Consider the following 25,559-nt stretch of genomic DNA (forward strand, 5'->3'; position numbering starts at 1 on the left):
CGATGCGGGGGCTGCCAGGGCCGGTTATGAAGGCTAAACGGGTGGCTCTGCCGCAAGACGGTGCGACCCAAACACAACGGAGACGACAGCATGGCGAAGGTTCTGGTCCTCTATTATTCCGCCTATGGCCACATCGAGACGATGGCAAAGGCCGTCGCCGAAGGCGCCCGTTCGGCCGGTGCCGATGTCACCATCAAGCGGGTACCGGAACTTGTCCCGGAGGACGTGGCCAAGGCCTCCCACTACAAGCTCGACCAGGAAGCACCCATTGCCAGCCCTTCCGAACTCGCCGACTATGACGCCATCATCGTCGGCGCCGGCACCCGCTTCGGTAGCGTGGCATCCCAGATGCGTAATTTCTGGGATCAGACCGGCGGCCTCTGGGCCGAAGGCAAGCTCGTCGGCAAGCTCGGCTCCGCCTTCACCTCCACCGCCACGCAGCACGGCGGCCAGGAGGCCACGATCCTGAGCTTCATCTCGACCTTCCTGCACCAGGGCATGGTCGTCGCCGGGCTCCCCTACGCATTCCAGGGGCAGACCGGGGTGGACGAGGTCAAGGGCGGCTCGCCCTATGGCGCCAGCACGATCACCGACGGCGACGGCTCCCGCCAGCCTTCCGCCGTAGAGCTGGAGGGCGCGCGCTACCAAGGCAATCACGTCGCCAAGCTCGCGGCAAAGCTCGCAGCCTAAAGGGTAGTCCAACTCCCCAATGACAAAAGCGCGGTCTCCAGGCCGCGTTTCTTCGTTTCGGTCGCATCAAGGCCGCGTGCGGGGATGCTGACGTGACGGGAGCCCCGGTTGGGGGCAGGGGCATTTCACCGAGACTCCCGGCCGCGCCGATGGGAAACGCGACAAAGGCAAGATAGGATGCCGGGGGACCACGTCGACGCCGTTCTCCCGAGGTGGTTGATCGCCGGCTAACATGCGGATCCGGCGTGCCGAAGCGGGCCAGGACTGATCCGAAACCGGATAAAAAAATGCCCTGCCGAGAGACAGGGCAATAAAGGGGAAAAAGCCCGGCTTTCTCGATCGGGCAGGGTGATCATGCACGTCACTTTCGCACTTCGCGAGGGCAGATGGCGGCGTTGCGGTACGGTTGGAACATTTTCTCCCGTCCAACGGCCATTGGCACGCCCCTTGGAATATTGCCATGCCGCATGAAGTCATCGTGAATAGGTCGCATGAGGAGGCGGAAACATTGGACAATTTCCTTTGTTGCAAGACCGGACATCGCTTCGGCCTGCCCATGATCGACGGAGAGATACGACAAAGGAGAAACCTTATATATTCTAGAATCACTGCGGCGCTTTCGGCCTCGGCGCTGTCGCTTTCGCTGCTTGCCGCCCGGGCACTTGCACAGACACAGAACCAGGACGGCGCCAACGCCAATACAGGCGCCGACCCGATCGTCGGTACCCAGTCCTATGGAGATTGGGACACCGACGGCACGGACGGGATCAGCAAGAGCGAATACCGTGCCGGCATGGGCAGCAGGGGCGCCTTCAACAACTGGGACAACCGAAACGGCCCTTTCCGTTCTCGCCTACAACATCCTCCGGGCCATCAACATCCGCACCGCCGCCGCCTGAAACCAAAAGAGGTCCCGGTTAAACCGGAGCCTCTTTTCAGTTTCCAAACAGCCTGTTCACGGGCGGGGTCTCAGGAATGTCTGAGACTGCTTGACGATCAATCCTCATTCAGCTGTTCGGCCATCTGCAGGTGATGCTCAAGAGCGGGTGCGGTCTTGGCAGCCCATGCCTTCAGTTCGGCGTTGTCGCCCTCGGAGCCGTAGCGCTGAAAGAGGTCGACGGCGTCTTCGTGCACGTCTTCCTGGGCCGAGTGATAGGCTTTCGTGAATTCCTCGCCCTGCGCTTCCTTCAGGTCGTCGAGCATTTCCTGATGGGCATCCATCATCTTCGCCGGGATTTCAGCCTCCACCTTGCCGCTCTCGACCAGCTGCTTAAGCTCGTTGGAGGTCTTCTGGTGGTCATCGATCATCTGCTGGGCGAAGATCTTGGTCTGATCGTCGCTGGCGCGCTCCAGCGCAAGCTTGCTCGATTCGATCTCGAACATGTCGCTTGATGCAGCCTCCAGAACGAAATCTTCCGTCTTCGGCGGAATGCCGGCAACTGAGTTGACGCCGGAGGATTCGGCCGCCGACTGTGCGAGCGCCGAGCCCGCGAACATCATCAAGGTGGCGGCGGCCAGAGGGAACTTCTTCATCGGTTTCTCCCGTGTTGAACGCAGCACAGAACAATCGATTGCCCGGTTGGTTCCTGCTGCTGTTGCGAAAGAAATCAGAAGTCTTGTTCAGGAGCGTTCGAGAGAATGGTGCGGGGTGCAGGTCACCAGTCGTGGGAAGGGTTGGCGACGAAGACGGCGATCTCGGCGTCCGGGCCGAGGGCCGCGTGCACGAGGTCGGTACAACGGCTGCGCTCCTGACGGATCCCGTCGGCGATCATCTTCGTCACGTCCTTTTGGCCGGCGGTCAGATGTCGCGCAGCAATCGCCCAGGCGGTTCTCTGGATGTCGTCGGCGAAGACGGGATTGTGTTCGTGCGCGTAAGCCGCAGCCGTTCGTGTCACTATGCATTCTCCGAAAAATTGGATGCTGCACATGACGGCAATAAGATTGCCCGAAGCTTGTTGCTGGCTCGAAATAAGTTCCTCGAGCCTGTTCAGGATGCGACCAGTTCGGGGATGCGGCCTTTCAGCTGTAGGTCACGCCCTCCCTGTCATAGTTCAGCTCGACGCTGCCCTCGAAGTCCGCCGCAAGCGCCTGCTTGATCATGCGCGTCCCGAAGCCGGTCGTGTTCGGCGTCTCCACCGGCGGCCCGCCGCTTTCCCTCCATGCGAGGCTGAGCTTTTCCTCGCCTCCCTTGCGGACACAGTCCCAGGTGATGCTGACGCGGCCGCTCGGTACGGACAGGGCGCCATACTTCATCGAATTCGTCGCCAGCTCGTGGGCCGCAATCGTCAGCGTCAGCGCCTGCTTCGGCGGCAGCAGGAGCGGCGGGCCGCTGATCAGCGTCGGCTGCTGTTCCGACACAAACGGTCTCAAGGTGCTGAGGACCAGATCGTCGAGCTTCGCCGCCGTCGTGTGGTCGTCGCCGAGCAGCAATTGTGCGTCGGCGACCGCCTTCAGCCGGCCGAGAAATGCGGCGCGAGCGGCAGCAAGGTCCTCCCCCTTGAGGGACTGCTTCGCGATCGCGTTTCCTCTTGTGCGAGCCGTCCGCGTTTACCGGAGGCGAGTGCAGCGCTTCTGGTTTATGCGCTATCGGCTCGTGACGCAAATCACGCGGGCGGCAGATCTCGAGCGGCGAGCTCAGATGAAGTCGATTTCCGAGAGCATCGCGGCAAGCCTCTGCTCCTCCGTCGTTCCCTGCTGAAAGAGATGCATGAGGGTTGCCGCCAGCCCCTCGGCCTGCGGCGTATTCTTGGCGACGCCGGAACTGGCGCAGACGCTGTCGAATACTCTCTGCAGCATGGCAAGCTGGTTGGAGTCGATGGCGTCTAGCGGTTGTTCGAGATGAGCTTCAATCATGTCGTGCGCCCCCGTGTCCCACAAGACATAGACCGTAAGCTTCTTCTTCGTCAACGAACGCTAACGGACGGGAGCCGCGGGGAGCTTCTAGTCAATACATTCGCAATGCGAACTCTTTTTACGTGCCGGACGGGCTGAGCAGGCGATACGGTTCGCGACTAACCAGTGGCGAGGATAGATGGATAGGTGGCGGGGCCGCGCAAGCTGCAACCAGGTCGTGGTGCGGACGGCGGGGCTCGAACCCGCATGGCCGAAGCCGAGGGATTTTCTTACCAGCTACGGTTTTCACCGCCGCCTTCCGGCGTTCGTGGTCTGGACTATACCTTCACCCTGGCCTTCGCTTTAGGTGCTGCCCGTCTAGTCTCTACACCTTCCTCTGGCGAGGCTTGGCTCGGGATCGCCATTTGACAGGTTCCCCCGACTTTGAGCAGTTCTACATCCGGCGTTTCCGTCGGTGCACTCAAATTTTGCTTAAGTCCCTTGTGTCTACCAGTTTCACCACGTCCGCATGCTTCCCTGCTAACAAAGCGGACGCGTCTTCTCAACTGATAATTGCCTGCTGACCTCACCGATGATGAAATCGCAGCTCAGCTGCTGGCCGCCAGGATGGCTTCGCTGCGGATTTCTTCCGTCAGCTGAAGCCTGAGGCGCGAGAATTCCGGACTTGCTTTTACTGTGTAGTGACGAGGATGCGGGATATCTACCGGAGTGATCGACTTGATCCTGCCGGGGCGCGCAGTCATCGTTACCACGCGGGAGGCCATGAATACGGCTTCCTCGATGTCGTGGGTCACGAAGATCACCGTCTTCTGCTCGCGTTCCCATATGCCGAGGAGGAGCTCCTGCATCAAACCACGCGTCTGATTGTCGAGCGCACCAAACGGTTCGTCGAGGAGCAGGATCTTCGGGTCGTTCGCCAAAGCGCGGGCAATGGCGGTGCGCTGCTGCATGCCTCCCGAGAGCTGCTTTGGCCAGTGATCCTCAAAACCGCGCAAGCCGACCTTGTCGATATAGTTGTCCACGATTTCTTTGGATGATGCAGCTTGAATGCCACGTTCGCGCAGCCCGAAGGCGACATTCTCGCGCACGGTGAGCCACGGGAAGAGGGTATAGGACTGGAAGACCATACCTCTATCGGCACCCGGACCCTTGATCTCCTTCCCATCGAGGATGACCTTGCCGGCAGTGGGCTGATCGAGGCCGGCGATGATGCGAAGCAACGTGGACTTGCCGCAGCCCGATGGACCGAGAACGGTCACGAAGTCGTTCTCGGCGATCTCCAGATCCGTTGGCTGAAGCGCCTGCACGGGCTTTCCGCCACGAACGCCAGGAAAGGTTCGGCTTACGCCCTGGACGATGAGCTCGCTCATGCAAACCTCCAGGCGAAAAGGTGACGGTTGGTGGTCTTGAATGCGAAGTCTGATATCAGCCCGATGATGCCGATTACGATGATGCCGAAGATGATTTGGCCGGTGGCCATCAGCGCCTGGCTGTTGATGATCATGTAGCCGATGCCAGAAGAAGCGCCAATTAGTTCTGCAACGATAACATAGGTCCACGCCCAGCCGAGCACGAGGCGCAGCGTCTCCGCGATGTCGGGAGCGCTGGCCGGAATGAGGACGCGCCGGACGATGCCGCCGTCACGTGCGCCGAGGGTGTAGGCGGCCTCGACCAAATCGCGACGGGTGGCCGCCACGGACACGGCGACCATCAGGATGATTTGGAAGACCGAGCCGATGAAGATCACCAGCAGCTTCTGCATTTCGCCAATGCCCGCCCAAAGGATGAGAAGCGGCACGAAAGCCGAGGCAGGAAGATAGCGCGAGAAGGAGACGAAGGGCTCAAGCAGTGCCTCCACCGGCTTGTAGGCACCCATGGCAATGCCGACGGGGACAGCCACGATTGCCGAAAGAACAAACCCTCCCACCACGCGCCAGACGGTCATGCCGATGTCTCCCAGGAACCCCTGTTCGGTCAGCAGGTAGATCCCGTCTTTAACCATAGTGATCGGGTCGGCGAGGAAGGTCGGAGAGACGAAGCCGCCGAGCGTGGCAAGCCCCCAGCCGGCGAAGAACAGAACGAAGAAAAGTATGCCGAGCAGGACGCGAGCCTGCGGGCTGATCGGTTGAAGTGGGCGCATGTTGCCTCGGCAGTCGACAACCGGCGGAGCTATCCTCCGCCGGTCTTAAGACCTTACTGGATGAAAGACGTATCGACGATGGTGGAAAGGTCCGGCTTCGACTTTATGACGCCGATCTCCATCAAGAGATCCGCAGCCTTCTGCGAGAACGTCATGAACTCGCCATTGAAGAAGGTCTTGTTGGCGGCCCGGTCCTGCCATTCCAGGTACTGCGCCGATTGGCCGAAGGCCTCAGCCGACTGCTTCACGTCGGCACCCATGATGCCGTAGCTCTTTTCCTTGTCCGCCTTGATCATCTCGAGCGCTTCGAAATAGCTCGTGGCCAGAGCTTTTGCCGCATCTGGATTTTCCTTGAGGAACTCGGGCGTGCAGCCGAAGGTGTCCATGACGGCCGGATAATCCAGTGTCGTCGCAAGGATCTTGCCCTGGTCCGGGGCGGCGCGGACTGTAGAGAGATATGGCTCGTAGGTCATCGCGGCATCGTTCTGACCCGCAACGAAGGCTTGCGCTGCAGGGCCGGGCTCCAGATTGACGACATTGACATCCTTCATCGTCAGTCCGTTCTCCTTCAGCATGTAGGCGAGCAGGAAGTAGGGCGAGGTGCCGGGTGCGGAGGCAGCGACCGTCTTGCCCTTCAGGTCAGCAAAGCCCTTGACCTCGGTGCGCACAGCCATGCCGTCGGCGCCATGGGACTTGTCTAGCTGGAAGATCTGCGTTGCCGGTACGCCATTGGCGTTCCAGACGATCCAGGTTTCAACGGTCGTGGCGGCGCACTGGATGTCACCGGAGGCAAGTGCGAGATGGCGGCTCGCCTGTGGAATCTTCTTGATCTCGACATCGAGCCCGTTCTTCTCGAAGATGCCGGCTTCCTTCGCCAGCGTCAGAGGAGCAAAACCTGTCCAGCCGGACATGCCGATGGTGACGGAAGTCTCCGCCTTCGCATCGGTTGATCCCAGCAGAGCCGCAAGCGAGGCGGCGATAAACCAGCAGTTCTTCATCGTGGCAGTTCCCCAGTTTGGTTGATAATGAGGCAGCTCATGGCCATGCCTCTTAGGCGGGCATAGTATCCATGCTGCGATTATCTTGTCTAGACAAGATGTCTTCGGCCGGCAGTATAGCGATCGCCAATACAGCACCTTCGCCGGTTACCGAAATTGCCTCTCCCGCTTCGACCATTATGGCATCCCGCGCCTGCAGTATCTCCTCCTTTTCGCCGCATGATACCTGGGCTCCGGAGCCGAGGCAGAAGATGAATCGGGTGCGACCTGAGACATTGAAAGAAAACGGCAGCGTCAACTTCTCCACATGGTGATTGGCGGTGTTGCGCCTACTCATGACATTGAAGTCGACGATCGTACCGCTTGACAGCCGAGCATATGTCGCCACGTCCGCCGGGAATCGGTAGGGCAGGGACGACGCGTCAAGGAGCCTCACTTCCGACCCGTCGATCGACAGCTCCAAAAAGCCGCCCTCGATGACGCTCAATGTCCGGTCGATGCCGGGAAACATTGAGAATAGACCATCTTCCGTCACTGTCGCCATGCTGATGCGCCAGTCGAAGGTATCCACATTGGCATCTTGTGGGAAGACAGCAATCTCCACAGTCTCCCCCCGTCCGTTCTTCCACGGCATGCGCTTGTGGGTGTGAGCGCGGAGAACCTTCATTGCCTAGTTCTCCAGGATGCCCGGCAGCCGCAGACCGTTCCGTCGCGCGCAGTCGAGCGCGATCTCATACCCGGCATCCGCATGACGCATGACGCCGGTCGCCGGATCGTTCCAAAGCACCCGTTCCAGCCGACGGGCGGCATCTTGCGAGCCGTCGCAGCAGATCACCATACCGGAATGTTGCGAATAGCCCATGCCAACGCCGCCGCCATGATGGAGGGAAACCCAGGTGGCGCCAGAAGCGGTATTGAGCAGGGCATTCAAGAGTGGCCAGTCAGAGACGGCGTCCGATCCGTCCTTCATCGCTTCCGTTTCACGGTTAGGGGAGGCGACGGAGCCTGAATCCAGATGGTCGCGGCCGATGACGATTGGGGCGGAGAGCTCGCCGTTGCGCACCATCTCGTTGAAGGCAAGCCCGAGCTTGTGGCGATCGCCGAGGCCCACCCAGCAGATGCGCGCCGGCAGGCCCTGGAAGGCGATGCGTTCCTTGGCCATGTCGAGCCAGTTGTGCAGGTGCCTGTTGTCCGGCAGCAGCTCCTTTACCTTGGCATCGGTCTTGTAAATGTCCTGCGGATCGCCCGAAAGTGCAGCCCAGCGGAAGGGGCCGACGCCACGGCAAAACAGTGGGCGGATGTACGCCGGCACGAAGCCGGGAAAGGCGAAGGCATTCTCCAGACCCTCGTCCTTGCCGACCTGGCGGATGTTGTTGCCATAGTCTAGGGTCGGCACGCCGGCGCTCCAGAAGGCCACCATGGCTTCCACGTGAACCCTCATGGAGGCGCGGGCAGCGTCCTCCACCGCTTTAGGATCGCTCTCCCGCTTCGCCCTCGCTTCCTCCACGGTCCAGCCGAGCGGCAGGTAGCCGTTGCGCGGATCATGGGCCGAAGTCTGGTCGGTGACGATATCGGGACGCGGGCCCCCAGACAGCATGCGACGCACGAGTTCCGGAAAGATCTCGGCGGCGTTGCCGAGCAGGCCGACCGATTTGGCTTCGCCTTTCGCCGTCCATTCGGCTATCATGGCGAGCGCCTCATCAAGCGTCTTCGCCTTTGCATCGACGTAGCGGGTTCGCCGGCGAAAATCGATCCGGCTCTCGTCGCATTCGACGGCAAGGCAGCAGGCGCCGGCCATGACGGCGGCGAGCGGCTGCGCACCGCCCATGCCGCCGAGTCCGCCGGTCAGGATCCACTTGCCCTTCAGGTCGCCGTTGTAGTGCTGGCGGCCAGCCTCGACAAAGGTCTCGTAGGTGCCCTGGACAATGCCTTGCGTGCCGATATAGATCCAGGAGCCGGCGGTCATCTGGCCGTACATGGCCAGACCCTTCTTATCCAACTCGTTGAAATGGTCCCAGGTAGCCCAGTGCGGCACGAGGTTGGAATTGGCGATCAGCACCCGCGGCGCATCCTTATGGGTGCGGAAGACGCCGACCGGCTTGCCCGACTGGACGAGCAGCGTCTCTTCCTCCGTCAGCGTTTTCAAAGTGGCGACGATGCGTTCGAAATCGTCCCAGGTGCGGGCCGCGCGGCCGATGCCGCCGTAGACAACGAGCTCATGCGGGTTCTCGGCGACATCCGGATCGAGATTGTTCATCAGCATGCGCAGCGGCGCTTCGGTCATCCAGCTCTTGGCGTTGAGTTCCGGGCCGCGCGGGGCGCGGACCTCTCGGATGTTGTGGCGCGGATTTGTCATCACTCGTTCCCCATTGCCTTCAGTTCGTAAGCCACCTTTTCCAGGCGCTCCAGGATCGTCTTCAGATGAGGCCTGAGCTTGTCCGCCTTCTCGCTGTCGTATGCGAACGGCACGGCCTCGGTCGCCAGATGCGTGGATTGGGCAAGCTCCATCTGGATGGCGTGAATGCCGTCAGCTGGCTTTCCGTAGTGGCGGGTTGTCCATCCGCCCTTGAAGCGCCCGTTGACGACGCTCGTATAGCCGGCCGCATAGCCCGCGACCTCGGCGGTCACTCGTTCGAACTCAAGCGCACAGGAAGCGCCGGAATTAGAGCCGATGTTGAAATCCGGAAGGGTCCCTTCGAAGAGGAACGGGATGTGAGACCTGATGGAATGACAGTCGTAGAGGACAGCGAGTCCATGGACAGCCTTTACGCGCTCAATCTGTGCAGACAATGCCGCATGATACTGGCTGTGAAAGCTCTCTAGGCGGGCCATTACATCGGTTTCTGTCGGTTCTGCACCCTCTTTCCAGATTGATTTGCCGTCGAAATCGGTCTGGGGGATGAGGCCCGTCGTGTTCTGCCCGGGATAGAGACTGTTTCCGTGGGGATCGCGATTGGCGTCGATGACATAGCGGTGAAAGGCGGCCCGCACCGTCGTCGCGTCCTTGAGAAGGCCTGCGTATAGGTCGTGGATATGCCAGTCGGTGTCCGCCAGCAGGCGACCATTGTCGTTCAGCCTGTCCCATACCTCGGCTGGGAGGTCCGTTCCGGTGTGCGGGAAGGCAAGAATGACGGGCGAGTTGCCTTTCTGGATCTCAAAGACTGTCATCGTCCGGCCTCCAGCGTGGGCAGGATCCCATCCGCCACGGCGGCGACCAGCGCACCGGACGCCACCAGTTCACTCGCCTTGGCAAGATCGGTTGCCATGTACCGGTCGTCGTCCAGAGCCGGAACGCAAGCGCGCAGTACAGCGGCCGCCTTCTCCAGCTCCGGACCAGTCGTAAGCGGCCCGCGCAGCTCAATTCCTTGTACCGCAGCCAACGCTTCGATGCCGAGGATGCCGAAGAGGTTCTCTGTCATGGGGAGCAGGCGCCTGGCGCCGTGGCAGGCCATGGAAACATGGTCTTCCTGATTGGCCGAGGTAGGGGTCGAGTCGACCGAGGCAGGGTGGGACATTTGCTTGTTCTCGCTCATCAGCGCCGCAGAGGTGACTTCCGCGATCATCAGTCCGGAATTGAGGCCCGGCTTCTTCGATAAAAATGCAGGCAAGCCATAGGAGAGCGCCGGATCGACCAGCAATGCGATGCGCCGCTGGGCGATGGCCCCGATCTCGCAGATCGCCAGTGCGATCTGGTCTGCGGCAAAGGCCACTGGTTCCGCATGAAAATTGCCGCCAGACAGCACCTGATTGTCGGACAGGACGAGCGGGTTGTCGGTCACAGCATTCGCCTCGATCTGCAGTGTCCGCCCGACCTGGCGCAGTAGATCGAGGCAGGCGCCGTCGACCTGAGGCTGGCAACGGATGCAGTAGGGGTCTTGGACACGCTCGTCGCCGTCGATGTGGCTTACCCGGATCTTTGAACCCTCCAGCAGCTGCCGCAGAGCGGCCCCGGCATCGATCTGTCCCTGATGCCCGCGCAGCGCATGGATCTCAGAATGGAATGGGGCGGACGATCCCATGGCCGCGTCGGTGGACATGGCGCCCGTAACAAGCGCCGTCTGTGCCGCACGGTGGGCGCGAAAGAGACCGGCGAGCGCCAGTGCGGTCGAAACTTGCGTTCCGTTGATAAGCGCAAGCCCTTCCTTCGCAGCAAGTTCGATGGGCTCGAGGCCTGCCTGCGCCAGTGCCGCAGCGCCGGGTAGAACGCGCCCCTCGTGCATCGCTTCACCTTCGCCCATCATCACAGCAGCCATATGGGCGAGCGGTGCCAGATCGCCGGATGCTCCGACCGAGCCTTTCTCCGGAATGACCGGGATGACGCCTTTCTCGAGCATGTTCTCAAGCAGGCGTACAAGTTCCAGCCGCACACCGGAGGCGCCGCGGCCAAGCGAGATCAGCTTCAGCGCCATGATTAGGCGCACGACGTTCTCTGGCAGCGGGCTTCCTAGTCCGCAGCAGTGCGACAGGATGAGGTTTCTTTGCAGCTTCGCCACGTCGGCGCTGTCGATCTTGATCGAGGCGAGCTTTCCGAAGCCGGTGTTGATCCCATAGACCGGCGCGTTACCCGCGGCGATCTCCGCAATGCGGCGCGCGCTCTTCTCGATACCTGCGTCGAAGGACCGATCCAGCGCTGCCGCACCATTGCACCAGTAAAGGTCTGCAAGCTCACTGACGGTGACGTGCCCAGGATGAAGCCTAATCGTCATGCGCTCACCTCAATGCCCTTGAACACCCGGGCGTGAAGCGGGTTGAACCCGATTCGGTAGACCAGTTCTGCCGGTCGCTCGACGTCCCAGATCGCGAAATCCGCCGACTTGCCAACCTCGATCGTGCCGGTCTGCGAAAGCAGGCCCAGCGCACGCGCCGCTTCGCGCGTCACCCCCGCAAGACACTCATCGACGGTGAGCCGGAAAAGCGTCGCCGCCATGTTCATGGCAAGGAGGAGCGAGGTGAGGGGGGACGTCCCGGGATTGCAGTCCGTGGCAACGGCAATCGGCACTCCGGCCTCACGCAGCGCCGCAACAGGCGGCTTCTGTGTTTCGTTGATTGCGTAGAAGGCTCCAGGCAGAAGCACAGCTGCCGTCCCGGCCTTCGCCATCTGAGCGATGCCGTCTCCGTCGAGATATTCGAGATGATCCGCGGAAAGTGCGCCATAGGAAGCCGCCATCGCGGCGCCTCCGAGGTTTGACAGCTGCTCCGCATGAAGCTTGACCGGGAGATCAAGCGTTCTGGCCTTGTCGAAGACCAGACGTATCTCATCGACGGAGAAGGCGATGCCTTCGCAGAACCCATCCACGGCATCGATCAACCCTTCCGCATGGCCCCGTTCCATGCCCGGCAGAACCACCTCGCGAATGTAGTCCCGGTTCCGCCCCTTATAGGCGGCAGGCGTGGCGTGGGCTGCCAGATAGGACGTGGCAACCCGCACGGGGCGCTGTTTTTCCAGTGCCCGTGCCGCCCGCAGCATGTTGAGCTCGCCGTCGATGTTGAGCCCGTAGCCGGATTTGATTTCCAATGTCCCGACACCCTCCCGGAGAAGCGTATCCACACGGGGAAGGCTCGTCTCCACCAGTTCAGGCACGGAGAGAGCATTGGTCGCGGCCACGGAGGAAACGATCCCACCGCCCGCCCGCGCGATCTCCTCGTAGGTCGCGCCGTTCAGCCGCATCTCAAATTCCATCGCCCGGTCACCGCCGAAGACCAGGTGCGTGTGGCAGTCGATGAAGGCCGCCGTTACCAAGCGGCCTTCAAGGTCTCGGTGTTCGGCGTGGTCTGCTGCCTCCGGCAGATCATCGGCGCGGCCGATCCAGCTGATGCGACCGTCCTCGCACAGGATCGCGGCATCTTCCATGACGCCGCAGCCCGGCTGCTGCGGTGCAAGAGTTGCCAGGCGGGCATGGGTCCAAAGCGTTCGGTGGTTTTTCACGCGGCCTCCGAGTTCGACTTGAGTTGACGGTCATTCTTGCGTGACCTTCCCTTCGCTCTGTTTAATGTATATACATAGGATCATCTTTGGCAAGCGTCGGATTCGGTCAACATGGGCGGGACCGGCGACGGTAACAGGCGGAGGGGTAATCGTGACGGCGATCCATGCAAAGCAGGCGCTTCTTCCCGAGGGGTGGGCCCGAGACGTGCGGATCGAGCTGGCGGAGGGCAAGATTTGCGGGATCGAACGTGAGGCCGAGGCACAGCCGGCGGACGAGCGGCAGGATGCGGTCGTGCCGGCAATCGGCAACCTCCACAGCCACGCCTTCCAGCGCGCAATGGCCGGTCTGGCCGAAATCCGCGGTCCTGGCAACGACAGCTTCTGGAGCTGGCGCACGACCATGTACAAGTTCGCGCTGAGCATGACGCCAGATCACGTCGAGGCGGTTGCCGCGCAGCTCTATATGGAAATGCTGGAAGCCGGCTTCGCCCGCGTGGGCGAGTTCCACTACCTTCACAATGATGCCGACGGCGGACACTACGATGACGTTGCGGAGATGGCCGTTCGAATTGCCTCAGCTTCGCAGGAGGCGGGCATTGGGCTGACGCTGCTTCCGGTGTTCTACGCCCATTCCGGCTTCGGCGGTCAGTCGCCCCTCGACGGCCAGCGTCGCTTCATCCACTCGCTCGAGAGCTTCGGGCGAGTGATGCAAAGGTGTGAAGCAATCACCGCCTCGCTTCCGGGCGCCAAACTGGGCGTGGCCCCCCACAGCCTGCGTGCCGTGAACGAGGTGGAACTGCGCGAGCTGGTCGCGCTTGCAGGATCGCGTCCGATCCATATTCATATTGCCGAACAGACCAAGGAAGTCGAAGACTGTATCGCCTGGTCAGGTGCCCGGCCGGTGGAGTGGCTTTTCGACAATGTCGAGGTTGATCATCGCTGGTGCCTGATCCACGCGACCCATATGACGGAAGCCGAGACGCAGCGCATGGCGCAAAGCGGCGCAGTTGCCGGCCTTTGCCCGATCACCGAGGCGAATCTGGGCGACGGAGTCTTCAATGCGCCGACATTCCTGGAGGAGAAGGGACGCTTCGGCGTCGGCTCCGACTCCAACATCCTCATTTCTCTGCCGGAAGAACTGCGGACGCTCGAATATTCACAGCGCCTGTCGCGCCGCGCGCGCAACGTGATTGCCGATCCCGGAGACTCGACCGGGCGAAGGCTTTTCGTGGAGGCCAGCTGCGGTGCAGGGCAGGCGCTTCAGTCACATAGCGGGATCGAAATCGGCGCCAGCGCCGACATGATTGCGCTCGACTTGCATGGGTCTTCCCACCTCCAGCAGGACGGTCTGCTTGACCACTGGATCTTTGCCGGGGGTGTCGCGGTCGACACTGTCTGGGTGGCAGGCCGCAAGCGCGTGGAGGGCGGACGGCATATCGAGCGGGATGCGATCTCCCGTCGGTTCAATCAGGTGATAAAAGAGCTTGCCCGCGCATGAGGTTGGAACGTCAGGAGAATTTTCTTCCGGATCGCTGCGTCGCCGGGTTACATCATCCAGACGACGGATAGGAAAAAGGCAGATCGTGGCGGACATCGGCGGCAGGACCCAGACGCTGCACCAGCGCATATTAAACGACATCGAGGGCAATATCGTCTCCGGGCAGTGGCCACCCGGCCACCGGCTCCCCTTCGAGGTCGATCTAGCAGCCCAGTACGGATGTTCACGCATGACCGTGAACAAGGTGATGACGCAGCTGGCAAAGTCGGGCCTGATCGAACGCCGGAAGAAGTCAGGCAGTTTCGTCACGCGCCCGCAGGCCCAGTCAGCGGTTCTGGAGATTGCCGATATTGAGCAGGAGGTGAGGTCGCTGAACCTGCGCTACGCCTTCAGGCTCGAACGCCGGCAGGTGAGGAGCGCAACGCAGGCGGACCTCCGCGCTCTGGAAACGAGCCAGGCAGAAGATGTACTGGCGGTCGCTTGCATCCATTTCGCCGGTGAGCGGCCTTTTTGCGTTGAGGACCGCATCATCAACCTGGCTGCGGTTCCCGGTGCCGCGGCCGAGGACTTCTCTAAAACGCCGCCGGGACGTTGGCTTTTGGGCGAGATCCCTTGGAGCGCTGCAGAGCACCGCATCCACGCGACTGCGGCAACGGCCGAGATGGCGGCGATGCTCGGTGTCGCCAAGGGATGTCCATGCCTTCTGATCGAGCGGCGGACCTGGAGCGATGCAGGAACGATCACCTATGTTCGCCTGACCTATCCCGGCGAAACACATTCCCTCGTGGCCCGCTTCACTCCGGCGTCACGCTAAGGGCTAATGTGGAACAACCCATACGATGCTTCCGATGCAACTTACCCGACAGCGCCAACTTTGGTCACCAGCTCCATCCTGCATTCCCACCAGGGTTTGAGCTTAACATCAGTGGCCAAGCTCCCTGATCTCGCCAGGGAACCAGTTCCGGTTCAGGTGTCGCTTCAGGATGATGCACTTCTGGACAGAAACAGAAGCTGGATCCCTTCGGTATCGAAACGCCCCCTAGCATCCTGATATTACAATTGAGCCTGCGCGTCCCGATAAGATCCGGGCTCCTCTAAGCCACCTCTTGCGAGTCTTGGCGTTGAGAAGACGCTGCAGAGCATCTGTTCCGCCTCCGCGAATTCTTCCCGAAGCAAATTGCGCCAACGCTCCGTCTGCACCATTGCCACGCCCAGCGCCACGGGTGAAACTCCGCAGGATGACAACAGGCGCAATCCCGCCCTCATGGAGGCCCCGCTGGAAACTACGTCATCAATGAGGACGATGCGGCGGCCTTCCAGAAGCGGCAGCATGCGCGGGTCGACGTACAGGCGTTTGATTTGGTCAGGCGTGGTGATCGATGACAGAGGTACCGAAAGGCTCTCATCGTACCAGAATTTGCGAGACGTCCCAAGCGGCACGAAGCGGGCGTGGCCAAGCTCGCGCGCAACCGCGCTTGCCAGTGTCAGTCCTAGCGTCGGGAGGCCGACGATGATTTGTGGATCCAGCCGGCGCAGCTTGTCTGCAAGGGCTTTTGCCAGCGCGTCTTGAACGGCAAAGCTCGCCTGGTTGATGATCAGCGAAGCGAGTGCATGGATCCCGTCGTCCAGCGGCCGGATCGGGAGCTTAATCTGCGTGCCGTCCGGCAGGACTGCAGGATAAAAGCCGGTATACACGCTGCCGCGCGGGAAGCTCCCGGGCGGGTAAATCTCCTGCCAGAAATCGTGCGGCTGCATAGCGTGACGTCCTTTCCGGTCAGGTGAGGATGGGTGTTTGCAGCAGGGTTCCCGAGGCAACGTCGGCAATGCCCCGATCCGTCTGGTGAGGTCCGGCATTGCAGGCCAGCGTTGCGCCAAAACAGGCCTTGAAGGCGAGGTAGGGCGGTTCCCAGTCGACAATGGTATCCATCGCCTGACGAAGGGCGGTGAACCCGATCGCCACCTCCTCCAACGTCTCGTCGGAAACAAGACCTGATAGGGGCAGCGGCAACAACGCCTCGATCCCACCTTGCAAGGCGACCGCCATGCCACCGCCCGCACGTATAACGGCGTTGGCGGCCATCACCATGTCTTCGACATTGCCGCCGAAGACGGTGAGGTTGTGGCTGTCATGGGAGACGGTGGTGGCGAAGGCGCCGCGCCATTCACCCCACCCTCTGAGAAAACCGACGCGCGGCCTGCTGTCGGTGCGGCCATGCCGGTGTACGACGGCGATCATGGTGGACCCTTCCGGCGGAACCAAGAAGCCGTTCCGCACCTCGGCATCGGCCTCTCCCCAGCGGGTGAAGCGCGGCTGGTCGATCGTTGCAACCCTCACTCGCTCACCGCGTGCCGGCACAAGAAAATCAGAGGCCTGCAGCGGGTCAACCTTCGTCGAATCGGTGAGGCCTGCAGTCTCTGCAGACACCAACGGGACAACCATTGCGCCATCGCTTGCGACGATTTCACCATTGGCCAGGACATGAGACGCTTCCAGATTTTCGAGGTCTCGGAAGAGCACCAGATCCGCTCGCCGGCCTGGCGCCACGAGGCCAAGGTCATTGCGGCCCAAGCGCCTTGCTGCGTTAAAGGTTGCTGCCTGAAGTGCCCATTGCGGCTTAAGGCCGTAGCGGACCAGTCGGCGGACCACATCGTCAAGTCCGCCGCAGCGGAAGAGGTCGTCGGGGAACACATCGTCGGTGCAGAGCGTCACGGTTTGGGGCAGGTGGCCAAGCGCGTCGAGCGTGCGAACGAATTCCGGCAGCAGGTGGTCATGCGAGCCACGCAGCTCGATCGTCAAGCCGGCGCGCAGTTTTGCCATCAGGTCATCGCCGGAAACCAGTTCGTGGTCCGAGCTTATTCCAGCGGAGACGAAGGCTGCAAGGTCACTACCGGCAAGGCTTCGGGCATGGCCGCAGATCAGCTTGCCGGACGAAAGTCCCGCCTGCACGATGGCTGACATTCGTGGATCGCGGGCGATAACACCGCGCATGTTCATGATCTCCGCAACGCCGCCCACCTCCGGCCATTGCAGGATTTCGGAAATTGCGTTGGCGTCGAAATCCGCGCCGCTCATTTCCACCCCGGGTGCGGAAGGTACGCAGGAAGGGGCAAGCAGGATGATCCGCAGGGGGAGTGCGCGAGCGGCCTCCGCGGCGTATCGCACGCCGTCCAGCCCGTGAACATTGCCGAGTTCATGCGGATCCCAAACGATGGTGGTCACACCGCGGGGTAACACGGCTTTTGCGTAAGTGGCGGGCGTTACCATCGAACTTTCGACGTGCATGTGCGTGTCGATGAGCCCGGGCGTGATATAGGCACCCGCCGCGTCGATGATGTCAGCGGCGTCCGCACGGATTCCATGTTCATGTACGCTGGCAATCAGCGGACCGACAAGCCCGATATCGGCGGCGCGCAATTCCCCCGTGACCATGTCAACGACCGTGCCGTTCGCGATCAGTCGGTCGAACGGGGCTGCGCCGCGGGCCGCCTCCACTGCGCGCGTACGGAGATCAACATGGTTCAAGTCCACGGCATCCGGCACCGTCAGTTTCATCGAGCTGCCTCCTGGCGCAATAAGTCAAGGATCAGCGCCGTGATCAACGCGAAATCGCCCGTGGCGGCAAAGCTTGCATTAAAGGTTGCATGGCTCTGGCGGGTTTCGACCACCGTTCTGCCGCGTGTCACGTGGCCGGCGCACTCGACCTGGATGTTCGCCTGCTGAAACTCGACGAGATCCTCCCGCAGAAATGCCGCGGCGGCGACCGCATCGTAAAGCGCCATGGCGGGGCGGCCACGGCTCGTCGCAATGCTGATGAACCCCGAAAGGAGGTCGGCGAGCAGCGGCGCGTTGCGGCCACCGGCGGCGCGGATCGGCTCGATTGCCTCCGGCCCGGCAGTCACCTGGCGGCAGAAGTCGAGATCGACCATACGCAGTGGCAGCTGGTGCGCAAGAACGATGGCGACGGCTTCCGGATCGGCAAAGGCATTGAATTCGGCTGAGGCTGTGTGATTGCCGCGGGACAGTCCGCCGCCCATCCAGGTCAAATCATCGATCCGGGCGACAAGATCCGGGCGGGCAAGAACAAGAGCGGCAAGGTTTGTAAGCGGGCCAAGCGCCAGGATACGTCGCGGGGAGGGCGCAGTCACCAGCCACTGGCAGAGACCCTCGAACGCATTGCCGGTCGCGGCATCGTCCGCGTTAGGAAGACTTACGCCGGCCGTTGGGATGCCGGTCGCTCCCAAAATCGACTGCGCAGTCTCCAGATGCCCCATGACCGGCAAGGCACGGCCTGCATGCATGGGGGCCGTCCAGCCAAAGGCCTTGGCAGCACCAGCGGCGTTGACGCGAACCTGTTCCAGCGGCGCATTGCCGAAGACCAGGGACATCCCGTCTATCGCAAGGCCGGTGTTCTGCAGGATCAGGATGGCTGCGATATCATCGAAGCCCATGTCGGTGTCGATCCAGACGGACATGGCCTTACCCGAAGCGCTGAAGAGGCGCCGCGGCTGCGACCGGCATGTCGAATGCGAGCTCGCTGTTGAGCGGGTAGCCGGGAAGCTTGGCGTCTGCCTCAGCCTTGATGCTGCCAAACCGGCTCTCCAGCACATATTCGCGGGTGCCGCCGGCAAAGGAAACGCCGCGTACAACACCAGTGAACGGGCCAGTCCCCAGCTCGATGGCGCGCGGGCGCCAAGCCAGACCTTTGGCCTTCGGGAGTGTACCAGCAAGCGCAATATCGGCGCCATCCTTGGTCGAAAGCCTGCCATCGCTTATGGCAAAGACATTCTCAAACCCAACGAAGTCGGCGACGAAGCTCGATACCGGGCTGTTGTAGATCTCCTCAGGCGTTCCGATCTGCTCAATTGCGCCATCGCGCATTACGACGATCCGATCAGCAAGTGCGAGAGCCTCTACCTGGTCATGAGTGACGAAGATCATCGTCACGCCGCTTTCCTTCTGGACGCGCTGCAGCTCGGTACGCATCTCCAGGCGCAGTCTGGCATCGAGGTTAGAGAGAGGCTCATCGAGCATCAGAACCTTCGGCTGCATGACCATGGAGCGGGCAAGCGCAACGCGCTGCTGCTGGCCACCCGACAGTTCCGGCGTCTTACGGTTGGCGAAGGCGGCGAGACCCACGGTCTCGAGGCCATCTTCGACGCGGCGCGTCAGTTCTTCGCCACGAAGGCCGTGCAGCTTCAGGCCGAAGGCCACGTTTTCGAAGACCGTGAGATGCGGGAAGAGGGCATAGGACTGGAAGACGAGTCCGATGTTGCGGCGGTTGGCGGGGACGCGTGTGATGTCTGCACCGTCAAGTATGATGCGGCCCGACGAGGGGGTCATCAGGCCGGCGATCGCCCGCATCGTCGTGGTCTTGCCACAACCGGAGGGGCCAAGCAGGGCAAGAAGCTCGCCTTTGCAAATGTTGAGATCGAGGTCCTTGACGGCAATCGTCTTGCCGTAGGCGAGTGAAAGCTTGTCGAGAAAAAGGTAGGAAGCGTCAGACATAGCGGGAAAAGCCCAAGAATCGTTCGGCGGCAAAGACGATGCCGATGGAAAGGAAGGCGAGGAGTGAGGAGAGGGCGGCCACCGACGGATCAAAGACGATCTCCATGTAGCCCAGCATGTCGATCGGGAGCGTGCGTACGCCGGGGCCGGAAAGGAACAGCGAAACCGGCACCTGATTAAAGCTCGTTACGAAGCCGAGGATGAAGGCGGCAAGAATGCCGCCGCGAATATTCGGAAGCACGACACGGAAAAAGGCTCCAAGCCGCGACGATCCGAGCAGAACCGCGGCCTCTTCCATGTCGGAGCGCAGATTGGCGAGACTGGCGGATACGACCCGCACCGCATAAGGCAGCACGAGCGCTGTGTGCGCCACGAAAAGCGCGAGCGTGATGGACAGACCGATCGGGATCACGAAGTAGCGCAGCAGCGCAAGGCCGACGATGATCCCTGGCACGATGATCGGAGCCGACACCATGAAGCGCACCGTTTCCGACAGTGGCAGCTTGTAGCGTGACATGGCATAGGAGGCCGGGATGCCGAGCAGAAGCGCTGAAAGCGTGCCTCCGATCGCGAGGAACATGGAGACGGCGAAGCTCTGCCGGAAGCTTTCAACGATGAAGACCTTGCTAATCCACTTCAGCGAAAACCCTTCGGGCGGGAAGGCGAGCGTCTCGCCGGCGGAGAAGGAAGCGGCAACGATGATGAAGAACGGCCCGATCAGAAAGATCATTACGAGCAGCAGTGTCAGTGGAGCAAAGAGCCTCTGCGTCATGTTCTGTTCCTTGCAGTCGCGATGCGCTTGAGAAGGATGTTGGCGGCCACGCTCATGATGATTAGGATGAAGGCAATGACGCTGGCGGAAACGAAGTTGTTGGCGACGGTGACCTGTTGGTACAGAAGCGTTTCCAGCATGAGAACCTTGGAGCCACCGAGGATCGCCGGCGTGATATAGGCCGTCATGGAGCCGGTGAAGACAAGCGTGCCGCCGACGACGAGACCTTCTCGGGTGAGGGGCAGGATCACCTTCCAGAAGACCTGGAACCAGTTAGCGCCGAGCACGCGTGCCGCCGGGACCGCGTCTCGGGGCAAGTTCTCGAGCGCACTGATCAGCGAGATCACCATCAGCGGCAGGAAGAGCTGGAGAAGGCCAATGAAGACGGCAGTTTCCGTGAAGAGGATGCGGATCGGCTCGTCTGTCAGGCCGATGGCCATCAGCGCCTGGTTGACGATGCCGGTGCGGCCAAGGATGACGATCCAGGCATAGGTGCGCGCTACGGGAGAGATCATCAGCGGCAGGACCACAAGGCCGATCATCCGACCTTTCGCACCGGCTGGAAGGGACACGATGGCGTAGGCGGTCGCGTAGCCGATGACGGCCGCCACCAGCGTCACCATGGCACCGAGCTTTAGGGTGCGCAGGAAGACGGTGCGGTTGAGCGGTTGAGAGAAGAAATCGACGAAGGCGGAGAGCGTCCACTGTTCGGCGACTTTGAAGCCCTCCGACAGAAGCAGAAGCACCGGCACGATGAAGACAAGGGCGGCAAATATGGCGGCCGGCAACGCAAGTGCGAGCGCCTCCGCACGGTTCTGAAACATGTCTCGTCGACCCTTGTAATCCGGTTCAAGGCAGGCACAGCCGGGACGGAATCCGCGGCTGCACCCTAGCCTTGGGAGGCATTGTGGAGGACGCTCAGGGGCGTCCCGTTTTCTTTACTGACCGACCTCGGCGTTCCACTCTGAGAGCCAGGCGTCCCGGTTGTCGAGCGCAACGTCGGAGGGGATGAGCTTCAAGCTTTGGGCGGTTTCCTGGCCATAGGTGATGTTGTTCGCGACCTCGTCGGAAACCTTCACCTCGGAATTGGCCGGACTGTCCACCAGCGCGTCGGCAAGCTTCGTTTGGATCTCGGTCGACAGCCAGAAATCCATGAACTCATGCGCGAGGTCCTGGTTTTTGGAGCCTTTGGTAACCACCATCACGTTCATGCCGCCAGTCTGTCCTTCCTTCGGCGTCGCCCAGGCGATCGGCAGGTCGAGCTTGGTGAACGGCGCCCAGGAGAAACGACCGATCGGAGCGGCCCAGATCTCTTCCTGCTGCATCAACTGAACGAGCTGAGAGGACTTGACGTAGAAAGTGACGATTTCGTCCTTCTTCTCGCCCACGGCTTCGATGGCAGCCTTCAGATCCGGTTTGTCTGAACCAAGGGCCTTTCCGAGCATGTAAAGCGCGGGAGGGCCCTGGTTGGTGGTCACGTTCGGGAAGGCCACGTGCGAGACAACGTCATCCTTCAGCAGGTCGGCCCAAGACTCGATCTTCATCTTGTCAGTCCGATATGCGATGGAGGTGGCGTAAAAGGTATAGCCGACACTCATGCCGTCGCCGTTCGGATCCTTGGCGATGTCGTAGAGCTTGTCGAAGTTTGTGAGCTTCGACGTGTCAATCTTGTCCGTCAGGCCGGTTCGGGCGGCAGAGAGGGCGTCGGTCATGGAAACCACGGCCATGTCGACGACGGGGTTTTCCTTGTTTGCCTCCATCTTGGCGAGGCGCTCAACGCTATTGCCGGTCTCAACCACGAGCTTGCACCCGCACTTGGCCTCGAATGGATCGTAGAGGATCTCCTTGAACTCATCCTGCGCGAAAGCATAGACGGAGATCGTCAGGGTCTTGTCTTGTGCTTGGGCAGAGCCGGCGGCCAAAACCACTGCGGCGGCAGAAAGATAGAGTAGCTTCTTCATGCGGGTTCTCCTTCTGGGGCGTTCTGGTTGTTGATCGGGACGAAGGGAGGAGCCGTGGTCTGACGCACGACCAGCGTCATCGGAACACTGCTTGTCTCGGCAGTGACAGCACCTGTGGTCCCGGGAGGGTCGGACTCGATTGCCTGCAGCAGGGCTTCGATCGCGAGGCGGGCGATGGAGGCCACGTCCATCCGGACGCTCGTCAGGGCCGGGGTGATCATCGCCGACCAGGCAAGGTCGTCAAAACCTGTGACGCTCACTCGAGCGGGAACAGGGATGCCTGCGTTTTGCAGCTCCGTCAGGGCCCGCAGTGCATGGAGATCGGAGACTGCTGCGAAGGCCGTGGCGCCTGCATTGACGCGTTCGACGAGTTGCAACGGTGCACCTTTGCCGCAAATATCTTCGTGCTGCTCGATCCATAGAACTTGCGCACGGCCACCGGGAGGAAGTCGTGACCTCATCCCGCCAATCCGATCATTCTGGACATTGGATGAAGGGTTGTTGCCGATGAGCACGATGTGTCGGTGACCAAGCGAGACCAGATGCTCCATCACCAGTTGCCCACCCTGCCAATGATCGGCCGAGACGGTGCTGTTGGGGGTGGAGGGACTGTCGATCACCGCCAGCGGGCGCCCGACGTCCACGATCCGCGTGCCGAGGCGAGGGACGATCAAGATGCCGTCGACGTCGCGCTCGATGAGCCGGTTGATCGCGTCGGTTTGCATCGCGACGCTGCCACGGGAGTCGGCGATCAATATCCCGTAGCCTGCCGTGCTAGCTGCATACTCGATAGCCTGAGCGATCTGTGGAAACAGCGGATTGGCAATATCTGGCAAAACGAGGCCGAGCACGCGGCTGCGGCCAGTGCGAAGAGCACGGGCGGCCTGGCTTGGCGTGTAGCCGAGTTCGTCAGCTTTATCTCGGATGCGCTTTGTCAGCTCCGCCGACAGACGGCCCTTGCCCGATAAGGCATTCGATACCGTAGCGACCGAAACATCGAGCGCCGAGGCGATCATGTTAAGCGTGGGGCCGGATCGAGAAGCCACGATGCCTCGACAAGATTAATCGTTTAATCACGGTAATTGTCGAACCTCGGCGAGTCCAGCCTTTTTCGTTGCTCAGGACAACTGTAGCCGCATTATTCACAGCAGCAGCAATCGCTCGTCCTCGTCCCATTCCAGGGGATCCGTCCAGCGTCTGGCGTCTTCGTCGTCGAATCGAGAAGCGCGGTGAGAACGGTGAGGTAGTCCTCCGTTTCTCCAGCCGGTTCGAAGTTGCCGAAGTTCCAGTGGAAGGGATGGCGCCGCCGTTCTCCCGCTTGCAGGAACGCCCGGTGCTGGAAAGATTGGACGTCAATGCAAAAACCGATCAGCCTCAATGAAGACTAAACCAAACATTTCGGGCCATAGTGTCGTTTCTGGAGCGTCCAGCCGCGCCAGGCGCAACTGCCTCATCTCATAGCGCGCCAAAACCGTCGTCGATCCCTTAGGCCCTCCCGCGGCTTTACATGGCTCTTGCTAAGGCGAGCTTTGGCTGCAACCAACGCGGCGGGCAATAACTTAAAGGAGCGCGTGCCATACATCAAACGGAGCGCCCTGGACCAGTGGGAGCCGTTCTCCACTTCACGGATTGCATCAGCCGGCAACACGGGGCGCATCGACACAACGACCGGCTCCGAGAATTGTTCGGCTGGTGTCGTCTCGACGGTGGTCCGGTACATTGGGACTTGCGCCAGTCAGCCTCCCGTTGCGCGCGTTAAGACGAACGGCATGTGCCGGCGAGAGAGCGTCGGCCATGAGATCTCTCTCCTATTGCAAGGTCAGGACCTGTTCGATCGCCAGCCCCGCCGCAAGCACATGGCGGTCTGACGTCGAAAGCCCGGCCACCGTCAGTCCCACTGGCGCGGAGCACGGCTCGTGGCAGGGCAGGGAGAGCGCGCAGCCGTCGAGGAAATTGATGATGCTCGGGTTGCGCAGGATGAGGGCGTTGGTCTTGAAGAACAGTTCGTCGTCGATTTCGAGCGGTGCAAGCGCAGGGGCGACGACAGGTACCGTCGGCATGATCATGGCATCGAAGCCATGCATCTTCGCAGCAACCCGCTCGCGCCAATCGAGCCGCGCATCGAGGAGCCGGAGGAGGTCGATCGCCGACATCTCGGCGCCTTTGAGGATGCGGGTGCGGACGCGCTGATCATAGGAAGCCCCGGAGTGTTCAATCAGATCCTGGTGCCAGTGATAGGCTTCCGCAGCGATGATGCTGCCACGCGCATTGATGGTGCCGAGCTCACCGAATTCTTCCATGGGAAGATCCGTGATGACCGCTCCGGCCTTGGACAGGCGCGACAAGGCACGCTCGAAGGCGGATGCGACAGCCGCATCCATGTCCGAGAGAACCACCGTCTGGGGAACTGCCAGGCGCAGGCCGGAGATCGGCAAGGCGGACGGTATGGCCTCAGGATCCTCGCCCGCGAGTACAGCATCGACGATGGCGCAGCAGGTGACGCTTTGCGCAAGCGGGCCGATAGAATCCAGTGTCGTCGAGAGCGGCAGTGAGCCTCGGCGTGGAATGCGCTCTGCCGTCGGCTTGAAACCTGTCAGTCCGCAAAGGGCCGACGGAATGCGGATGGAGCCACCAGTATCCGTTCCGATCGCCGCGATCGCCATGCCGTCCGCGACGGATACAGCCGCGCCCGAGGAGGAGCCACCGGGGATGCGCCCGATTGCCCGGTCGTAAGGGTTGAGGGGCGTTCCGTAATGTGGGTTAAGCCCGAGGCCTGAAAAGGCATACTCGCTCATGTTGGTCGTGCCGGTGATCACTGCGCCCGCAGCAATCAGGCGGCGGACAACAGGTGCGTCTGCAGCAGCCGGCGAGGCGCTTTCAGCAGCCTTGCTGGCTGCGAGCGTCGTTTCCCCTGTAAGGTCGAAGAGGTCCTTGACCGAAATCGGCAGGCCTTCGAGCGGCGAGCGCGGATGGCCGGCAGTCCTCACCAGGTCGGATGCCTTGGCGAGGTTCATCGCTCGCGCGTCGTTGCGGCGAATGAAGACCTTCGCGCCTTGCCCCTCCGGATCATTCATCCGCTGGAGCGCCTGCTCGGTCAGCGTCTGCGAGTTCGTTTCGCCCTTCGAAAGAGCTGCGGCATTATCAAGAACGGTTTTCATGGTGTCTCACGCTATCTCGGAAAGCACGTCGATTGTGTAGCCGTGGTGGATGGAGCG

26 protein-coding genes are annotated in these 25,559 nt (G+C 61.5%); 4 read left to right on the forward strand and 22 right to left on the reverse strand.

What is annotated here, in order from left to right:
* Positions 1-90 precede the first annotated feature (90 nt).
* Positions 91-690 (forward strand): NAD(P)H:quinone oxidoreductase type IV, encoded by a 600-nt coding sequence (gene wrbA, locus MUU54_RS18035; RefSeq protein WP_247245405.1) that lies wholly within the window; start codon positions 91-93, stop codon positions 688-690.
* 508 nt (positions 691-1,198) lie between these two features.
* A complete protein-coding gene (locus MUU54_RS18040) occupies positions 1,199-1,723 on the forward strand; it encodes a hypothetical protein (protein ID WP_247245406.1) in 525 nt (174 codons plus the stop codon).
* Here the strand turns inward: MUU54_RS18040 and MUU54_RS18045 are convergent.
* The 12 genes from MUU54_RS18045 to hutI form a co-directional block, all read right to left on the reverse strand.
* Positions 1,687-2,223, reverse strand: coding sequence for a DUF4142 domain-containing protein (locus MUU54_RS18045; protein ID WP_247245407.1), 537 nt, complete (start codon positions 2,221-2,223; stop codon positions 1,687-1,689). The genes MUU54_RS18040 and MUU54_RS18045 overlap by 37 nt on opposite strands.
* 122 nt (positions 2,224-2,345) lie before the next feature.
* Positions 2,346-2,585 carry a hypothetical protein gene (locus MUU54_RS18050; protein ID WP_247245408.1) on the reverse strand — a complete coding sequence of 80 codons (240 nt, stop codon included), beginning with the start codon at positions 2,583-2,585 and terminating at the stop codon, positions 2,346-2,348.
* 124 nt (positions 2,586-2,709) lie between these two features.
* On the reverse strand, positions 2,710-3,207 hold the full coding sequence (locus MUU54_RS18055) for a sensor histidine kinase (RefSeq protein ID WP_247245474.1): 498 nt from the start codon (positions 3,205-3,207) through the stop codon (positions 2,710-2,712).
* Between the two features lie 117 nt (positions 3,208-3,324).
* Positions 3,325-3,597, reverse strand: a complete 273-nt coding sequence (locus MUU54_RS18060; RefSeq protein WP_247245409.1) for a hypothetical protein — start codon at positions 3,595-3,597, stop codon at positions 3,325-3,327.
* A gap of 533 nt (positions 3,598-4,130) precedes the next feature.
* Complete coding sequence (locus tag MUU54_RS18065; RefSeq protein ID WP_247245410.1) at positions 4,131-4,913, reverse strand: ABC transporter ATP-binding protein; 783 nt, start codon at positions 4,911-4,913, stop codon at positions 4,131-4,133.
* On the reverse strand, positions 4,910-5,683 hold the full coding sequence (locus tag MUU54_RS18070) for an ABC transporter permease (RefSeq protein ID WP_247245411.1): 774 nt from the start codon (positions 5,681-5,683) through the stop codon (positions 4,910-4,912). Before MUU54_RS18070 ends, MUU54_RS18065 begins: the two co-directional genes overlap by 4 nt.
* A 53-nt stretch (positions 5,684-5,736) precedes the next feature.
* Complete coding sequence (locus tag MUU54_RS18075) at positions 5,737-6,681, reverse strand: ABC transporter substrate-binding protein (RefSeq protein ID WP_247245412.1); 945 nt, start codon at positions 6,679-6,681, stop codon at positions 5,737-5,739.
* A 52-nt stretch (positions 6,682-6,733) separates the two neighbouring features.
* The gene (locus MUU54_RS18080) at positions 6,734-7,348 is read right to left on the reverse strand and encodes a HutD/Ves family protein (protein ID WP_247245413.1); all 615 of its coding nucleotides are present in this window, start codon (positions 7,346-7,348) and stop codon (positions 6,734-6,736) included.
* A 3-nt stretch (positions 7,349-7,351) separates the two neighbouring features.
* Positions 7,352-9,037: a urocanate hydratase gene (gene hutU, locus MUU54_RS18085; protein WP_247245414.1), complete on the reverse strand. Its 1,686-nt coding sequence runs from the start codon at positions 9,035-9,037 to the stop codon at positions 7,352-7,354.
* A complete protein-coding gene (gene hutG, locus MUU54_RS18090) occupies positions 9,037-9,849 on the reverse strand; it encodes an N-formylglutamate deformylase (RefSeq protein WP_247245415.1) in 813 nt (270 codons plus the stop codon). Before hutG ends, hutU begins: the two co-directional genes overlap by 1 nt.
* Positions 9,846-11,387 (reverse strand): histidine ammonia-lyase, encoded by a 1,542-nt coding sequence (hutH, locus tag MUU54_RS18095; RefSeq protein WP_247245416.1) that lies wholly within the window; start codon positions 11,385-11,387, stop codon positions 9,846-9,848. Before hutH ends, hutG begins: the two co-directional genes overlap by 4 nt.
* Positions 11,384-12,607, reverse strand: a complete 1,224-nt coding sequence (hutI, locus tag MUU54_RS18100; protein ID WP_247245417.1) for an imidazolonepropionase — start codon at positions 12,605-12,607, stop codon at positions 11,384-11,386. The genes hutH and hutI overlap by 4 nt, the downstream gene beginning before the upstream one ends.
* Before the next feature lie 151 nt (positions 12,608-12,758).
* On the opposite strand from hutI, the gene MUU54_RS18105 reads away from it, so the two are divergent.
* Together MUU54_RS18105 and hutC are read left to right on the forward strand one after the other, a co-directional pair.
* Positions 12,759-14,105: a formimidoylglutamate deiminase gene (locus tag MUU54_RS18105; protein WP_247245418.1), complete on the forward strand. Its 1,347-nt coding sequence runs from the start codon at positions 12,759-12,761 to the stop codon at positions 14,103-14,105.
* 94 nt (positions 14,106-14,199) lie between these two features.
* Entirely contained in the window at positions 14,200-14,919 is a 720-nt protein-coding gene (hutC, locus tag MUU54_RS18110; protein WP_247245475.1) for a histidine utilization transcriptional repressor HutC, read from the forward strand.
* A 239-nt stretch (positions 14,920-15,158) separates the two neighbouring features.
* On the opposite strand, the gene MUU54_RS18115 is transcribed toward hutC, so the two are convergent.
* The 10 genes from MUU54_RS18115 to MUU54_RS18160 all read right to left on the reverse strand — a co-directional run bounded on the left by MUU54_RS18115 (position 15,159) and on the right by MUU54_RS18160 (position 25,502).
* Positions 15,159-15,860 (reverse strand): phosphoribosyltransferase, encoded by a 702-nt coding sequence (locus MUU54_RS18115; RefSeq protein ID WP_247245419.1) that lies wholly within the window; start codon positions 15,858-15,860, stop codon positions 15,159-15,161.
* Between the two features lie 19 nt (positions 15,861-15,879).
* The gene (locus tag MUU54_RS18120; protein WP_247245420.1) at positions 15,880-17,658 is read right to left on the reverse strand and encodes an adenine deaminase; all 1,779 of its coding nucleotides are present in this window, start codon (positions 17,656-17,658) and stop codon (positions 15,880-15,882) included.
* Complete coding sequence (locus MUU54_RS18125) at positions 17,655-18,578, reverse strand: nucleoside hydrolase (RefSeq protein WP_247245421.1); 924 nt, start codon at positions 18,576-18,578, stop codon at positions 17,655-17,657. Before MUU54_RS18125 ends, MUU54_RS18120 begins: the two co-directional genes overlap by 4 nt.
* A gap of 4 nt (positions 18,579-18,582) precedes the next feature.
* On the reverse strand, positions 18,583-19,611 hold the full coding sequence (locus MUU54_RS18130; protein ID WP_247245422.1) for an ABC transporter ATP-binding protein: 1,029 nt from the start codon (positions 19,609-19,611) through the stop codon (positions 18,583-18,585).
* Positions 19,604-20,383, reverse strand: coding sequence for an ABC transporter permease (locus tag MUU54_RS18135; protein WP_247245423.1), 780 nt, complete (start codon positions 20,381-20,383; stop codon positions 19,604-19,606). The genes MUU54_RS18130 and MUU54_RS18135 overlap by 8 nt, the downstream gene beginning before the upstream one ends.
* Positions 20,380-21,207, reverse strand: coding sequence for an ABC transporter permease (locus MUU54_RS18140; RefSeq protein ID WP_247245424.1), 828 nt, complete (start codon positions 21,205-21,207; stop codon positions 20,380-20,382). The genes MUU54_RS18135 and MUU54_RS18140 overlap by 4 nt, the downstream gene beginning before the upstream one ends.
* A 114-nt stretch (positions 21,208-21,321) precedes the next feature.
* The gene (locus MUU54_RS18145) at positions 21,322-22,344 is read right to left on the reverse strand and encodes an ABC transporter substrate-binding protein (RefSeq protein ID WP_247245425.1); all 1,023 of its coding nucleotides are present in this window, start codon (positions 22,342-22,344) and stop codon (positions 21,322-21,324) included.
* Positions 22,341-23,360, reverse strand: a complete 1,020-nt coding sequence (locus tag MUU54_RS18150) for a LacI family DNA-binding transcriptional regulator (RefSeq protein ID WP_247245476.1) — start codon at positions 23,358-23,360, stop codon at positions 22,341-22,343. The genes MUU54_RS18145 and MUU54_RS18150 overlap by 4 nt, the downstream gene beginning before the upstream one ends.
* A gap of 434 nt (positions 23,361-23,794) precedes the next feature.
* Complete coding sequence (locus MUU54_RS18155; RefSeq protein ID WP_247245426.1) at positions 23,795-24,064, reverse strand: D-glutamate cyclase family protein; 270 nt, start codon at positions 24,062-24,064, stop codon at positions 23,795-23,797.
* A gap of 88 nt (positions 24,065-24,152) precedes the next feature.
* Positions 24,153-25,502, reverse strand: coding sequence for an amidase (locus tag MUU54_RS18160; protein ID WP_247245427.1), 1,350 nt, complete (start codon positions 25,500-25,502; stop codon positions 24,153-24,155).
* Positions 25,503-25,559 lie beyond the last annotated feature (57 nt).

Source organism: Pseudorhizobium tarimense (genome assembly GCF_022968135.1).
In the GTDB taxonomy this organism is placed as follows: domain Bacteria; phylum Pseudomonadota; class Alphaproteobacteria; order Rhizobiales; family Rhizobiaceae; genus Neorhizobium; species Neorhizobium tarimense.

What these genes read in the sequence shown, in the direction of transcription:
- MUU54_RS18160 (WP_247245427.1), bottom strand. Translation starts at nt 25,502, where the DNA reads ATGAAAACCGTTCTTGATAATGCCGCAGCTCTTTCGAAGGGCGAAACG.
- hutG (WP_247245415.1), bottom strand. Translation starts at nt 9,849, where the DNA reads ATGACAGTCTTTGAGATCCAGAAAGGCAACTCGCCCGTCATTCTTGCC.
- MUU54_RS18075 (WP_247245412.1), bottom strand. Translation starts at nt 6,681, where the DNA reads ATGAAGAACTGCTGGTTTATCGCCGCCTCGCTTGCGGCTCTGCTGGGA.
- MUU54_RS18145 (WP_247245425.1), bottom strand. Translation starts at nt 22,344, where the DNA reads ATGAAGAAGCTACTCTATCTTTCTGCCGCCGCAGTGGTTTTGGCCGCC.
- MUU54_RS18120 (WP_247245420.1), bottom strand. Translation starts at nt 17,658, where the DNA reads ATGAAACTGACGGTGCCGGATGCCGTGGACTTGAACCATGTTGATCTC.
- MUU54_RS18135 (WP_247245423.1), bottom strand. Translation starts at nt 20,383, where the DNA reads ATGACGCAGAGGCTCTTTGCTCCACTGACACTGCTGCTCGTAATGATC.
- MUU54_RS18125 (WP_247245421.1), bottom strand. Translation starts at nt 18,578, where the DNA reads ATGTCCGTCTGGATCGACACCGACATGGGCTTCGATGATATCGCAGCC.
- MUU54_RS18155 (WP_247245426.1), bottom strand. Translation starts at nt 24,064, where the DNA reads ATGTACCGGACCACCGTCGAGACGACACCAGCCGAACAATTCTCGGAG.
- MUU54_RS18070 (WP_247245411.1), bottom strand. Translation starts at nt 5,683, where the DNA reads ATGCGCCCACTTCAACCGATCAGCCCGCAGGCTCGCGTCCTGCTCGGC.
- MUU54_RS18080 (WP_247245413.1), bottom strand. Translation starts at nt 7,348, where the DNA reads ATGAAGGTTCTCCGCGCTCACACCCACAAGCGCATGCCGTGGAAGAAC.
- MUU54_RS18150 (WP_247245476.1), bottom strand. Translation starts at nt 23,360, where the DNA reads ATGATCGCCTCGGCGCTCGATGTTTCGGTCGCTACGGTATCGAATGCC.
- wrbA (WP_247245405.1), top strand. Translation starts at nt 91, where the DNA reads ATGGCGAAGGTTCTGGTCCTCTATTATTCCGCCTATGGCCACATCGAG.
- MUU54_RS18115 (WP_247245419.1), bottom strand. Translation starts at nt 15,860, where the DNA reads ATGCAGCCGCACGATTTCTGGCAGGAGATTTACCCGCCCGGGAGCTTC.
- MUU54_RS18045 (WP_247245407.1), bottom strand. Translation starts at nt 2,223, where the DNA reads ATGAAGAAGTTCCCTCTGGCCGCCGCCACCTTGATGATGTTCGCGGGC.
- MUU54_RS18130 (WP_247245422.1), bottom strand. Translation starts at nt 19,611, where the DNA reads ATGTCTGACGCTTCCTACCTTTTTCTCGACAAGCTTTCACTCGCCTAC.
- MUU54_RS18140 (WP_247245424.1), bottom strand. Translation starts at nt 21,207, where the DNA reads ATGTTTCAGAACCGTGCGGAGGCGCTCGCACTTGCGTTGCCGGCCGCC.
- hutU (WP_247245414.1), bottom strand. Translation starts at nt 9,037, where the DNA reads ATGACAAATCCGCGCCACAACATCCGAGAGGTCCGCGCCCCGCGCGGC.
- MUU54_RS18065 (WP_247245410.1), bottom strand. Translation starts at nt 4,913, where the DNA reads ATGAGCGAGCTCATCGTCCAGGGCGTAAGCCGAACCTTTCCTGGCGTT.
- hutH (WP_247245416.1), bottom strand. Translation starts at nt 11,387, where the DNA reads ATGACGATTAGGCTTCATCCTGGGCACGTCACCGTCAGTGAGCTTGCA.